Source organism: Lactobacillus helsingborgensis, from assembly GCF_000970855.1.
Classification (GTDB): domain Bacteria; phylum Bacillota; class Bacilli; order Lactobacillales; family Lactobacillaceae; genus Lactobacillus; species Lactobacillus helsingborgensis.
Window position 1 is genome coordinate 872,538 of the sequence record NZ_KQ034046.1, and the last position, 14,167, is coordinate 886,704.

Annotated in this window: 12 protein-coding genes; 11 read left to right on the plus strand and 1 reads right to left on the minus strand. The window is 36.9% G+C overall.

The window, feature by feature from the left end:
* The first annotated feature begins 7 nt into the window (after nt 1-7).
* From JF73_RS04060 to JF73_RS04085, 6 genes are all read left to right on the plus strand, one after another.
* Nucleotides 8-1,927, plus strand: a complete 1,920-nt coding sequence (locus tag JF73_RS04060; protein ID WP_046327074.1) for an acyltransferase family protein — start codon at nt 8-10, stop codon at nt 1,925-1,927.
* Between the two features lie 12 nt (nt 1,928-1,939).
* Nucleotides 1,940-2,881 carry a ribonuclease Z gene (rnz, locus tag JF73_RS04065; RefSeq protein WP_046327075.1) on the plus strand — a complete coding sequence of 314 codons (942 nt, stop codon included), beginning with the start codon at nt 1,940-1,942 and terminating at the stop codon, nt 2,879-2,881.
* On the plus strand, nt 2,874-3,668 hold the full coding sequence (locus tag JF73_RS04070) for an SDR family NAD(P)-dependent oxidoreductase (protein ID WP_046327076.1): 795 nt from the start codon (nt 2,874-2,876) through the stop codon (nt 3,666-3,668). Before rnz ends, JF73_RS04070 begins: the two co-directional genes overlap by 8 nt.
* Before the next feature lie 8 nt (nt 3,669-3,676).
* Nucleotides 3,677-3,898 (plus strand): lipopolysaccharide assembly protein LapA domain-containing protein, encoded by a 222-nt coding sequence (locus JF73_RS04075; protein ID WP_038522459.1) that lies wholly within the window; start codon nt 3,677-3,679, stop codon nt 3,896-3,898.
* Between the two features lie 110 nt (nt 3,899-4,008).
* Complete coding sequence (gene rpmF, locus JF73_RS04080) at nt 4,009-4,200, plus strand: 50S ribosomal protein L32 (protein WP_038522462.1); 192 nt, start codon at nt 4,009-4,011, stop codon at nt 4,198-4,200.
* 57 nt (nt 4,201-4,257) lie between these two features.
* Nucleotides 4,258-5,805 carry a bifunctional metallophosphatase/5'-nucleotidase gene (locus JF73_RS04085; protein ID WP_046327077.1) on the plus strand — a complete coding sequence of 516 codons (1,548 nt, stop codon included), beginning with the start codon at nt 4,258-4,260 and terminating at the stop codon, nt 5,803-5,805.
* 35 nt (nt 5,806-5,840) lie between these two features.
* On the opposite strand, the gene JF73_RS04090 is transcribed toward JF73_RS04085, so the two are convergent.
* The gene (locus JF73_RS04090; protein ID WP_046327078.1) at nt 5,841-6,047 is read right to left on the minus strand and encodes a YjzD family protein; all 207 of its coding nucleotides are present in this window, start codon (nt 6,045-6,047) and stop codon (nt 5,841-5,843) included.
* Between the two features lie 107 nt (nt 6,048-6,154).
* On the opposite strand from JF73_RS04090, the gene JF73_RS04095 reads away from it, so the two are divergent.
* From JF73_RS04095 to xerD, 5 genes are all read left to right on the plus strand, one after another.
* Nucleotides 6,155-9,283 carry a DNA polymerase III subunit alpha gene (locus tag JF73_RS04095; protein ID WP_046327079.1) on the plus strand — a complete coding sequence of 1,043 codons (3,129 nt, stop codon included), beginning with the start codon at nt 6,155-6,157 and terminating at the stop codon, nt 9,281-9,283.
* Between the two features lie 160 nt (nt 9,284-9,443).
* Nucleotides 9,444-10,403 carry a 6-phosphofructokinase gene (gene pfkA, locus JF73_RS04100; RefSeq protein WP_046327080.1) on the plus strand — a complete coding sequence of 320 codons (960 nt, stop codon included), beginning with the start codon at nt 9,444-9,446 and terminating at the stop codon, nt 10,401-10,403.
* Nucleotides 10,404-10,431: 28 nt separating this feature from the next.
* Nucleotides 10,432-12,201, plus strand: a complete 1,770-nt coding sequence (gene pyk / locus JF73_RS04105; RefSeq protein WP_046327081.1) for a pyruvate kinase — start codon at nt 10,432-10,434, stop codon at nt 12,199-12,201.
* A gap of 178 nt (nt 12,202-12,379) precedes the next feature.
* Nucleotides 12,380-13,264 carry a CvfB family protein gene (locus tag JF73_RS04110; protein ID WP_046327082.1) on the plus strand — a complete coding sequence of 295 codons (885 nt, stop codon included), beginning with the start codon at nt 12,380-12,382 and terminating at the stop codon, nt 13,262-13,264.
* Nucleotides 13,261-14,160, plus strand: coding sequence for a site-specific tyrosine recombinase XerD (gene xerD, locus JF73_RS04115; protein ID WP_046327083.1), 900 nt, complete (start codon nt 13,261-13,263; stop codon nt 14,158-14,160). Before JF73_RS04110 ends, xerD begins: the two co-directional genes overlap by 4 nt.
* Nucleotides 14,161-14,167 lie beyond the last annotated feature (7 nt).

Genomic DNA, 14,167 nt, shown 5'->3' on the forward strand with positions numbered 1-14,167 from the left:
GAAAGATATGACAAAAAATCGGTTTATTACAGGATATTCTGGACTTAGAGCTTTGGCGGTAATCGGAGTGATTTTATATCACTTTGACCCTAATACTTTTGTGGGCGGGTATCTTGGTGTACCGATTTTCTTTGTTTTGTCTGGATATCTTGTTACGTGTCAGATACTAAAGTCTTATGAAGAAAAAGGCTTTTATGATAGTAAAAAGTTTTATTTAAGCAGGCTGAAAAAAATTTATCCGCCACTAATTGCGGTACTATGGTTTTCAGCTGCTTATATTATTTTATTTCAACGCAATTTACTGGCTAAACTAAGTCAGATTGTGGTGGCTAATCTGCTTAACGTTTATAATTTCTGGCAAATTCTCAACGGGCAAAGCTACTTTGAGCGCTTTGCAGTCAATGAATCGCCATTTGTCCACCTATGGACTATGTCAATTAACGGTCAATTTTACCTGTTGTGGCCAGTAGTTATTTTCTTACTGGTAAAGTATGGTAAAAAAAGAAAATATATTTTTAGTATTATTTGCACTTTGTCCATTCTTTCAGCTTGTGAAATGGCACTAATGTATAAATCGGGTGTTGATATTAACCGAATATATTATGGTACAGATACCAGGTTCTTTGCACTGGGCTTGGGAGCAGCTTTAGCGGTAATTTGGCCACTAAACAAACTAAAAAGCAACATTAAAACTAGTGATACTATTACTTTAGACCTGATAGGCTTAACTAGTCTCATTGGTATTTTAATTTTGTTTTTCAATCCAGCCATGAATCCGGAAAGTGCTTTTCCTTATTACGGCGGGATGCTGTTATTTACCATATTTGTTACTCTGCTTGTCGGTGTAACAGCTCATCCTGGCTGCCACTGGAATAACTGGTTGACTAATCCCATATTCAATTGGCTTGGCTCACGCAGCTATGAAATTTATCTCTACCAATTTCCAGTGATGATTTTCTTTGAAGATAAAGTTTCTAACATGGCAGATCATGTTCAACTTTATCATTTGCTAGAGTTAATTTTAATTCTTATTTTCAGTGAATTATCATACAGGTTTGTAGAAAAACCTCTGGGCAAAATTTCTTGGCTGAAACTGAAACAATTTTGGCGGCAGGTTTTTGCTAAAAATACCCGTAATTATCTGCTTCGGGCCCAAGCTATTTTGGCAAGCTTAATTTTTCTAATTGGAAGTATCGCAATTCTTGTTTCCCCAACAGTTAAAGCCCAAAATTTCAATCAGACGCAACTTGCGCGGAGAATTAGAGCTAATTGCAAAGAGCAAGAGAAAAATAATAAGGCACTAATTGCTAAGCGCCAAAATGTTAGCCCCAAAGAACAAAAAAAGGCTAAACTATTAAAGGAAGCTGAACGTGCTGCTAAAAAGCATCCTGTTAATAAATCATTCATGAAATATGGTATCTCACAAACTGAGCTGCAATTGGCGCGTAAAGTTGAACTCACAGCAATTGGTGATTCAGTTATGGCGGGCTCCAGCGATGATTTAAACCGTTTAATGCCTAAGGCCGTGATCGATGCGGCAATTTCGCGGCAGCTAAGTGTTTCTTTTAGCTTGCTTAAGCATTATAGAAGTAAAAATGCACTGGGTAAAAATATTTTGATTGGTTTGGGCACTAACGGTCCGTTTAAAATGGCAGATCTAAATGAGCTCATGAAGCAAATAGGAAAAAAGAAACAAGTATTTTGGATTAATACTTATGTACCAAATAAACCGTGGCAAAATGAGGTTAATAGTTTATTAAATGAAGCAGCAAAAAAATACCCTAATTTTACTGTTATTGACTGGTATTCAAATGCCAATCAGCATCCAAATTGGCTATATGAAGATAAAACGCACCCAACGCCACTGGGATCAAAGCACTATAGTGCTCTAATTGTTAAACAAATTGTTGAAAAAGCTAAGTATTAGAATGGGAAGAGTATGGAGTTACAATTTTTAGGAACTGGAGCAGGACAACCGTCTAAGAAACGCAACGTATCAAGTATTGCGTTAAAAATGCTCGATGAAATTAATGAGATTTGGTTATTTGATGTTGGTGAAGCTACCCAACATCAAATTTTGCGTACGAATATCAGACTACGCAAAGTAACCAAAATATTTATTTCTCATAATCATGGTGATCATATTTTCGGATTGCCGGGATTACTTGCGACCAGATCTTTTCAAGGGGATGTTGGTCCAATCACAATTTACGGTCCAGCCGGATTAGAAGAATTTGTCAGAACAGCCTTAAAAGTTTCACGCACTAAAATTAGTTATCCGATCAAATTTGTGGTTTTAGAAGAAGGGGGACTCATTTTTCAAGGCAATGGTTTTAGGGTATATGCGGAAAAGTTAGCTCACCGCGTTCCTAGTTTTGGCTATCGAGTTGTCGAAGATAATCGACCGGGTGAACTTTTAATGGATAAATTAGCGCAATATAATGTACCTAATGGACCATTACTTGGTAAACTAAAGAATGGTGAAAAAATTACCCTAGATAATGGTACTATATTAGATGGTAAGGACTTTTTAGGACTTAATAAGGCGGGTAGAGTAGTGACAATTATTTATGATACCCGTGCTACACCGGCAATTGCCCAGTTGGCGCAAAATGCTGATGTGCTGGTTCACGAATCAACTTTCGCTGGCAATGAAGCAAATTTAGCTCATTCATATTATCACTCCACTGCTGTTGAAGCAGCAAAAATTGCGCGTGATAATGGGGTTAAACGTTTGTTTTTAAACCACATCTCTGCCAGATATTTAGGCGCTAAAGCCAAAAAATTAGAAAACCAAGCCCAGAAGATTTTTCCAAATACTAGGTTGGCTAATGATTTTGATCGAATTGTAATTCCAATGAAAGGTGAGAAAAATGAGTGATTCTCTGAGAAATAAGGTAGTTGTAATAACCGGTGCATCTAGTGGAATAGGACACTCTATTGCTTTAGAAAGTGCTGGTAGAGGAGCTACAGTGATTTTAATTGCCAGAAATGAGGCAAAATTAGCAAAGGTAGCTTCAGAAACACACGAATTGTCCGGCGCTCCAGCTTATACAATTGTTGCTGATATGAATCATAGTGATCAAATTGATGCCGCATTTAAACAAATAGTAAAATTAACCAAACACGTTGACTATTTAGTTAATTGTGCTGGCTTTGGCAAATTTGAAAATTTTTTAGAATCAAATCGTCACGAAGTGACGGCAATGTTCCAAGTCAATGTTTTGGGTTTAATGTATTTTACCCGTCTAATTGGTCGTTTAATGATAGATCAAAAAGCTGGTCAAATTGTTAATATTGGTTCGATTGCCGGCAAGGTTCCTACAGTGAAATCAGCAGCTTACAGCGCGTCCAAAGCGGCTGTCATTCAATTTTCTAATGTACTGCGGTTAGAACTAAAACCTTTTGGCGTCAAAGTGATGACTGTGAACCCCGGTCCTGTTTATACTAATTTCTTTAATATTGCTGATAAGAGTGGACATTATGCTGAAAACGTTCAAAGATTTATGCTTGACCCAGATGATGTTGCTTGGCAAGTAGTTCATTTCTTTGGCAGTAACAAACGTGAACTTAACTTACCGGTTAGTTTGGGCATATTGGCCAAATTATATAATCTATTTCCCACCATTGGTGATAAATTATCACTTAAGTTTGCTTCAAGAAAGTAGTGCAAAATATGAAAAATACAGGCAGGCAAATCAAACTCATTTTTACTTTAATTTTGACATTATTAGCAGTAATATTTGTGGTTTTAAATACCGATAATGTTGCTATTAATTTTGGCTTGTTCAAATTCAAGCTGCCCTTAATCATTATTTTAGTATTAATGCTTATTATTGGAGTTCTAATTGGTTATTTTTGGGGATCTTATGGACATAATCAAAACAAGAATAACTAATATAGCTTGATTTATTCGGGATACAATAGTATCATTAACAAACGTGAAGTATTTTGGGTACTTTTTAAGTAACTAAAATCGTAATTCTACAAAAAAGGAGATCAATTTAAATGGCTGTTCCTAAAAGACATACTTCTAAGCAAAAGAAACGTTCACGTCGTGGTCATATTAAGTTAACTGTGCCAGCAATGCATTATGATGCAACTACTGGAGAATATCGTTTAAGCCACCGCGTTTCACCTAAAGGATATTACAAAGGTCGCCAAGTAGTTAACCAAACTAACTCAAGCGACAACCAATAATTAAAAGACACCAAAAATTAGGTGTCTTTTTTTATTTAGAAAGATGAACATGCTGAAATGAAACTGGTTTTCTTGCACACAAGTGATATTCATGGCTACATTATGCCTACCGATTATCAGAATAAAAATGACTATTCTGCTGCTTTTGGTCTTAGCCTAGTAAGCAGTCTAATTGAAAAAGAACGTCAAAAATATGGCACAGACAATGTGATTGTGACCGATGCCGGAGATTTTCTTCAAGGCTCACCGCTTGCTGCCTATGTTCATGAAGCTAATAAAAGCTCTGTGTTAAAAAAATTTGCAGATTTTTATAATGAGATTGGTTATGATGCAAGGTGTCTCGGCAATCATGACTTTAATTTTGGTCAAGATTATTTAAAAAGCTATCTGAAATATAGTCAGTCACCATTTTTAAACAGCAATATTTTATCTCGTAAAACGGGTCGGTCAGCTTTTGGTCAGAGTTATGTTATTTTGCATAAAAATGGCTTAAAAATTGGTCTTATCGGTATTACGACCCAGAGAATACCATTTTGGGAGCCTGCAGACCATATTACAGGCTTACAGTTTGAATCTGCCTTTACTCAGGTTCAAAAAATAGCCAGAATTTTACGTCCGCAAGTTGATGTATTAGGCGTTTTGTACCATGGCGGGTTTGAAGCCGATCTAAAAACTGGTAAGAGAACCGAACCAAAAACAGGTGAGAATGAGGGCTACCGTATCTTACAGAATATTCCAGAAATTGATGTAATGCTAACAGGTCACCAGCACCGCAAGCTAAAGCTCATTTCAAATAATACTGCTATTGTTCAACCGGGATACAAGGGAGAATGTGTTGCCAAAGTAGTAATGGATATTGCTGATAAGAGTAACAAAATTCAACACATGTCTGTGGAATTATTGGATAGCAAAAATCATGTTCCCGACAATAAAATTATTAATTTAGGCGCTAGTTTGGATAAAAAAACACAATTGTGGCTGGATCAGCCAATTGCTCACTTAGAAAAACCAGCCTTAGTAATGAACGCTGAACAGGCCAGAATTAATGGGTCTGACTTCATCAATTTAATTCAAAATATGCAACTTTATTTTACCAAAGCTGATATTTCTGCAACAGCACTAATGAGTGAAACGGCTCAGGGATTTAACGAAGATGTAACTATGCGTGATATTTTACTAAATTATCCGTTTGCCAACCAATTGTGCAAGGTTAGGTTGACAGGCAAAGAATTGCGTAATATTGTTGAATACTCCTTAAAATTTTTGACAAAAGATCAGACTGGAAAAGTAGTTTTCAAGCCTAAGTATAAAAACCTGCTTTTTAATTTTGATGTGTTTTATCCGTTGACTTATGATGCAGATATTTCTAAGAGTCAGGGCAGTCGCCTAACTAAATTGGAATTAAACGGAGTACCAATTGTAGCTGAAAAAATATATCATCTTGCCGTAAATAATTATCGGGCAATGGGCGGTGGTTTTTATCCGGAATATTCACCAAATAAAATTGAAACTATTTTGGATAAAGATTATGTAGAGATGTTTCAAGAGTATTTGCAAAAGAAAAATATTAAGCTGGATTCAACGCGAAATTATTATTTTAAGTAAACAAAAAAGCCATTAGTTTTAGACTAATGACTTTTTTATTTGAGTTTAGAATATTTACTTTTATCTTTATGAGAGTGAGCTGTGATCGTAGGAATGATTGCCGCAAAAAGCAATCCGAAAATCAAACCAACAATGGCAGCTTCTTTGAAATTAAAAACATTTTGCGTTAATGGAGCAGCGATGAAACCTACAATTAGCATGTAAACCACGCTCCAGCAAATAGTCACGATATAACGACCCATAGTGGTTCCTTCTTTCATACACATGAATTTTAACAAAAATTATGCACGTTTTCAATCCAGAAGATAGCTTTTTGGTATACTAATTTATAGGGAAGGTGGCTGCAAAAATGAAATATGCTGCTCTGCAAAATCTTAGTGCTTTCACGCTTTTAGAAAGTCCTATAAAGATCAAAAATTTATTGAATACCGCTAAAAATTTAGGCTATGATGCCGTAGGGCTAACGGATATTAATGTCACATACGGTCTAGTTAACTTTTACGAAGTAGCACAAGAGGTTGGTATTAAGCCCCTTTTAGGGATGCAGTTGAGACTTAATGGTCTAATTGATAGTGCGCATAAATATGATTTAATAGCATTTGCTAAAACAGATGAAGGCTACCGCAATATTTTACGATTATCAAGTAGGATCAATCTGCTAACTGATAATGGTACTAATGACAAAATCCTGACTCTAGAAAACTTAACTAAAGATTTAAATGAACTGATTTTTATCACACCTGCAAATACACATAGTGAGTTACTTAATTTGCAGCTACAGAATGAAAACTTGGGCACTAATTTCATCCGGCATTTAATTAGTTTGGTGCCAAAGACCAGTTCATTATATTTAGGCGTTTACGGCAGCAATTCACAAGAAAATTATATTCAATACGTCACGCAGATTGCTAAGCAGTTTGACTTGCCCCTTGTTAGTGTTGAAGACACATGCTACTTGAAACCGCAGGATCAATTTTTGCGCAAGACTTTACAAGCTATTAAAAAAGGCGCTGTAATGCAGGATATTTCTGAGTTGGCAAAACAAAAAGGCTCACATTACTTGCCTTCAGTTCAGGAAATAAGTGAGCGTTATCATGAGCTTAATTTGGATGATGCTCTAAATAATACGGGCAAAATCGCTGATGCTTGTGCTGCCAAAGTTGTTTTTCAAACACCTGTTTTGCCTAAATACAAACAGGACCAGTTTGCTAACTCAAAGGATTATCTTAATTCTTTAGCTCAACAAGGTCTACAGGACCGTTTTCATGGGCATAAAATACCGCTAAACTATCAAAAACAACTGGACTACGAGTTGCAGGTTATTGACCAAATGGGCTTTAACGATTACTTTTTGATAGTTTGGGATGTCGTAAATTATTGCCACCGCTCTGATATAGCTATGGGGCCGGGACGCGGCTCTGCCTGTGGCTCCTTAGTTTCGTATTCACTGCGCATCACGGAAGTTGACCCTATACAATATAAATTACTGTTTGAACGGTTTTTAAATCCGGCAAGACACGAAATGCCAGATATTGATTTAGACATACCTGATAATCGCAGAGACGATGTCATCAAATACATGTTCACTAAATACGGTATGGACCATGCGGCTCAAATTCTTACCTTCGGTACTCTGTCCGCTAAACAAGTTTTGCGGGATACGGGACGCGTTTTTGGCTTGCAAGAAATGCAAATGAGCAAATGGTCAAACAGCGTACCTTTTTCTAAAGGTAAAATCACTTTGCAAGAAGCATATCAGGGCTCAAAGAAAATGCAAATGCTAGTGAATGCCAGTGCGCAAAATAAGCTGCTCTTTGAAACGGCAAATGGTTTGGAAGGATTACCGCGGCACTATTCTATTCACGCAGCCGGTCTAGTCCTTAGTGATAATTCTATTGCCGCGATTGCTGGTTTACAATCTGGTCAGTTGGGCATACCTATCACTCAGCAAACAAAGAAATATGTCGAATCACTGGGATTATTAAAAATAGACTTTTTAGGTCTCAGAAATCTTACAATTTTAGGGGATACGGAAAAATTAATACGAACACAAGGTAAAAAAATCGATTTTAATAAAATACCTTTGAATGATCCTCAAACTTTAGCAATTTTCCAAAAAGGAGAAACCGAGCTGGTTTTTCAGTTTGAATCAAGCGGGATCAGAAATGTATTGCGTGAATTACATCCTGACGACTTTGAAGATTTAGTTGCTGTTAACGCTCTTTACAGGCCAGGCCCAATGCAAAATATCAAGACTTTTATAGCCAGAAAAAAGGGCAAGCAGAAAGTAGCGTATCCAGATCCAAGTTTAAAACCAATTTTGGCTTCTACCTATGGCGTTTTAGTGTACCAGGAACAAGTAATGCAAACGGCTCAAGTTTTAGCAGGTTTCTCTTTAGGTGAAGCCGATATCTTGAGACGAGCAATGTCAAAAAAGGACCAGAGCGTTATTGAGAAAGAAAAATCGCGCTTTATTTCCGGTGCTGTCAAAAAAGGCAAAACTAAACAAGTAGCGGCCAAGGTTTATAACTATATTGAACAATTTGCAAATTATGGCTTTAACCGCTCCCATGCTGTGGCCTACACAATGATTGCTTTTTGGTTAGCATATTTGCAAGTTCATTATCCTGCTGAATTTTATGCAGCTATGCTTAATTCAAATACTGGTAACCAAAATAAGTTAATTGAATATGTGATGAAAGCACAAGGTGACGGGGTAAAAATTCTGTCTCCTGATATTAACAAAAGTACCTTAAATTATCAGGTGATTGACGGCAAAATTTTAGTCAGCTTGCGGGCAATTAAGGGTATCAGGATTGATTTTCTGAAGGAAATAATCAAGAAAAGACAGAATGGCAATTTTAAGTCTTTAAGTGATTTTTTGCGAAAAATTGATCCTAAGTTTATTCAAACCAAAGTAATACAATCAATGATTAAAGCTGGCTGTTTTGATCAACTTAACTCTAATAGAAATGAGTTATTACAAAATAGTACTGAAATAGTTGAAAACGTTAAATTAACGCAGGGAAATCTTGCACTTGCTGAAAGCTTAGGCGGAGCACCTATTGAGCCGGCTAAAGCACCAACTAAACAGGAAAAGGCCCGCATGGAAGAAGAAGCCTTGGGTTTTTCCACTTTAACTTCGCCATTATTAGCAGTTCAAAAATATGCTCAAAAATTTAATGCCAGACCTTTAAGTGATTTTGAAATCCATGAGTCAGGCATAACAGTGGGGAAGCTGTTAAATTTAAAATTAATTAGAACCAAAAATGGGCAAACAATGGCGTTTGGCAGCTTTGCGGATTCAAGCAGCAAGCAGGATATTGTTATTTTTCCTAATGTTTATGATAAAATTCAATCGAATTTAAAGGAAGGTGGAATTTACTTATTAGGTATTAAAATACAGAATGACCGTATTGATTCCAGTAAAAAACAGTATGTATTGACAAATTTAAAGGTTGTCAACTTCAAAGAGTGATTTTTGCGTAAACTTGAGCAAGTAGCTGTTGTTAACGCTAACATCGAAAAAGACTGTTAAATCAAGAATTTAAATCATTTTTTGTGAGATTTTTTCCTGAAAGAATGTTAAAATTTAGGTGATGTGAGAAATTACACAATAATCTTGATGAGGTGAATTCATGAAACGAATTGGAATTTTAACGAGCGGTGGCGACGCTCCAGGTATGAATGCAGCCGTAAGGGCTGTTACAAAAACCGCTATTCATCACGGTCTTGGTGTTGTTGGTATTCGTTATGGTTTTGCCGGCCTTGTAGCAGGTGACTTTGTTACATTAACTGCTGAAAACATTGACCATATGATTAATTCTGGTGGTACTTTTCTTTACAGTGCCCGCTATCCTGAATTTGCACAAGAAGAAGTGCAAAAGAAGGGTGTTGAACAATTAAAAAAGCATGATATTGATACTATTATTGTAATCGGTGGTGACGGATCATATCACGGTGCTTTGGCATTAACACGTTTGGGTATTAATTCAATTGGGTTACCAGGTACTATTGATAATGATATTCCGTATACTGAATATACAATTGGTCTTGACACTGCCTGCAATACTGCAATGGAAGCTATTGACAAAATCAGAGACACTGCCAGCAGCCATCACCGCGTTTTCGTAGTTAACGTTATGGGACGAGATTGCGGCGATATTGCTATGCGTGTAGGTCTGGCTTCCGGTGCTGATGCAATTGTTGTTCCGGAAAGAAAATACGATATTAAGGCAATTGCCGAAAGATTAAAGCGCGGCTTTAAAGATGGCAAAGATAATGGTATTATCGTGTTAGCTGAAGGTGTCATGAATGCTGCTGATTTTAGAACAGAGCTTTTAAAATACGGTGACTTTGATTGTAGAGCAAATATTCTAGGTCACATGCAACGCGGTGGTTCACCAACCCTTTTGGACAGAATTAATGCCACAAAAATGGGTAACTATGCGGTTAAATTACTTCTCGATGGTAAAGGCGGTTTAGCTGTCGGCATGGAGAATGGTCAATTAGAAACCCACGATATTCTGGACCTGTTTGATGAACAGCACGCCAGTGAACAGTCTTTACTTGACATTAATGAAGAAATGACTAAATAATAGTCGATTTTGGGGAGATTTTTAAATAATGAAGAAAACTAAAATTGTTAGTACCTTAGGGCCAGCTTCAAATGATATTGAAACTATTACAGCTCTGGCTAAGTCAGGCGTAAATGTATTTCGTTTCAACTTTTCACATGGTGACCATGCTGAACATCTTTCACGGATGAAAATGGTTCGTCAAGTTGAAAAAGAAACTGGTTTAGTACTTGGTATTGCTTTAGATACCAAAGGTGCTGAGATTAGAACCACTGATCAAGAAGGTGGCAAGTTTACCATTAATACTGGAGACCAAATTCGTGTATCAATGGACGATTCTAAACCGGGTAACAAGGACATGATTCATGTTACTTACGAAGGTCTTTATTGTGATACCCACGTTGGTGGTCACGTTTTAATTGACGATGGTTTAGTTGACTTATTAATTAAAGAAAAAGACGAAGAAAAGAAAGAACTAGTTTGTGAAGCTCAAAATACTGGTGTTATCGGTTCTAAGAAGGGTGTTAATGCACCTGGTGTTGAAATTCGCCTCCCAGGAATTACTGAAAAAGATGCTGATGACATTAAGTTTGGTTTAGCTCATGGCATTAACTTTATCTTTGCTTCGTTTGCACGTAAGGCGCAAGATATCCTTGATATTCGTAAGTTGTGTGAAGATGCTGGTTGTGACTACGTTAAGATTTATCCTAAGATTGAATCACAAGAAGGTATTGATAACGCAGACGAAATCTTGCAAGTTTCAGATGGTTTAATGGTTGCTCGTGGTGACATGGGTGTAGAAATTCCATTTATTGATGTGCCATTTGTTCAAAAAGATTTAATCAAGAGAGCAAACGCACTTGGTAAGCCTGTTATTACTGCCACCCAAATGCTTGATTCAATGCAAGAAAATCCTCGTCCAACTCGTGCTGAAGTTTCAGATGTTGCCAATGCAGTTCTTGATGGTACTGATGCCACTATGCTTTCTGGTGAATCAGCAAATGGTTTGTACCCAGTTAAAGCTGTTTCAGCAATGGCTGAAATTGATGAAAGAACTGAACGAGAACTTCTTAAGCGTAACACTCTAGCTCTGCAAAGATTTGAAGAATACAAGGGTTCAAACGTTACTGAAGCTATTGGTGAATCAGTTGTGCGGACTGCACAAGAATTAGGTGTTAAAACCATTATTACTGCAACTAATTCTGGTTATACTGCAAGAATGATTTCCAAGTACCGTCCAAATGCTAACATTTTAGCTTTAACTTTTGACGAGAAGATCCAACACTCACTTGGCATTTCTTGGGGTGTTCAACCTTTGCTTACTGAAAAACCTGCTTCTACTGATGATATGTTCGAAGTAGCAGCTAAAGTTGCTAAAGAACAAGGTTATGTTCAAGATGGTGATTTAGTAATCATTGTTGCTGGTGTTCCTGTTGGTGACTCAGGTACAACCAACTTGATGAAACTCCAAATTATTGGTAGCAAATTAGCTCAAGGATTAGGAGTAGGCAACGGTTCAGTTGTTGGTAAAACAGTTGTAGTTAACAGTGCCGAAGAAGCAATTAGCAAGACTAGAGAGGGAGACATCCTTGTTGCCAAGACTACTGACCCTGATTACATGCCAGCGATCAAGAAGGCTTCCGGTTTAGTTGTTGAAGCTTCCGGCTTGACTTCACATGCTGCTGTGGTTGGTTTATCATTAGGTATTCCAGTTGTTGTTGGTGTTAGTGATGCAACTGAAAAGATTGGTAGTGGAATTACTATTACTGTTGATGCTCGTCGTGGTGCTATTTACCAAGGTGAAGTTTCAAATCTTTAATTAAGTTCATTTGTCAAAATAGTCAGTGGTTGTCACTGGCTATTTTGTTTTGAGTTAAATACACTAGGCAATGATACAATAGATATTACTAGTAAAGTCAAATGACTATTAGAGCTAAATACTTTGAAAATGATATACTTGTTTAAAGATCCCAATTTTAGATTTAGGAGAGAAAATTATGCTTGGCACCATCGCAGCTGGTAAAATTATTGATCAAAATGAAAATTCTTTTTTCGTGCAAATTGATGGCATTACTTATGAATTAAAAAGAAAAGAAATCACGCAGGAAGAAAAGCCTAAACTGGGGGATGAAATCAAGGGTTTTTTATACGACGATAAACAACATAATCGTGAAATGACCCAATTCCTGCCGTTTGCTCAAAAAGACCAATATGGTTGGAGTAAGGTCACAGCAGTTAAATATGACCTTGGGGTTTTTGTAGACATTGGTTTGCCGGATAAAGATGTTGTAATATCTCTTGATGATTTACCTTTTAATAAAGATCGGTGGCCTCGCCCAGATGACCAGCTTTTAGTTCATTTAGAAACAGATGAAAAGGATCGTATTTGGGCAAAGCTGGCTGATGAAAATATCTTTGAACAGCTTGCTGCTCATTTTCCAGATGACATGAAAAACAAAGATGTCTTTGGAACGGTCTATTCTGCACGTGAAGTAGGAGCTTTTGTGATTACAAAAGAATATTATCTTGGTTTTGTCCATCCTTCAGAAATGGCGCGTCCCCTGCGCTTAGGTGAACAGTTCAAAGGCCGGGTAGTTGGTATCAGTCAGTATGGCAGGCTAAACTTAAGCAGTTTACCTCGTGCTTTTGAAGAAATTGATGATGATGCCCAAATGGTTTTAATGAGTTTGCGGCGTAAAAGCGACAAAATGTTGCCTTTTTACGATAAATCAGATGCTGAAGATATTAAAAATTATTTTGGCATTTCCAAATCTGCTTTTAAGCGTGCATTGGGGCATTTGCTCAAAAATAATTATATTGTAGAAGACAAGGACGCAGGTACAATTACTTTAATTAATGATCCTGAAGATGTAGCAAAATGAACAATTTAACAGAACAAGTTGAAGATTATTTAAGATACAGCCAAATTGAGCGCGGTTTAAGCGCGAACACCATTACATCTTACAGGCAAGACTTAACTGCTTTTATCAATTTTTTAAAAAAAGAGCATTTAAAGACTTGGCCAACTAAAGCTCTTGACATTGATGCCTTTTTGGCTCAACAGCGTGATTTAAATAAAGCCACCAGTTCAATTAGTCGGTTAATTTCTAGTCTGCGTAAATTTTATCAGTGGCTGGTAAGGCAAAACATCCAAAAAATCAATCCCATGCTGGAAATAGATTCTCCCAAAAAACGGCGTTCTTTACCTGTAGCCCTCACAGTAGATGAAATCAATCATTTGCTTGATCAACCTAATACCAATAAGAAACTGGGTTTGCGCGATCGGGCGTTACTTGAAACTTTATATGCAACTGGAATTAGGGTGAGTGAATTAATCAACCTCAAGTTTAACGATCTACATGAAGAACTGAAGTTGATCAAAGTTTTCGGTAAGGGATCAAAGGAACGGTTAATTCCAATAAGCGAAGTAGCTTTGTCCTGGATAGATAGTTATAAGGAAAAAGTACGGGATCCGTTAATATTAAAAGTAGGCCAAAACTGTGACTTTATTTTTCTTAATAGTCGCGGTACCGCTTTAACAAGGCAGGCAGTCTGGCAAATTATTAAAAAATATTGTAATATGGCTGGTATTCAAAAAAATGTTACCCCTCATACTTTAAGGCATACTTTTGCTACGCATTTACTAGAAAATGGAGCGGACTTGCGTGTAGTTCAAGAAATTTTAGGTCATTCAGACATTAGTACCACCCAAATTTACACCAATTTGTCGCAGAAGCATATTTTACAGGTGTACGCAAAAACTCATCCCCGGACATAGGTGATTA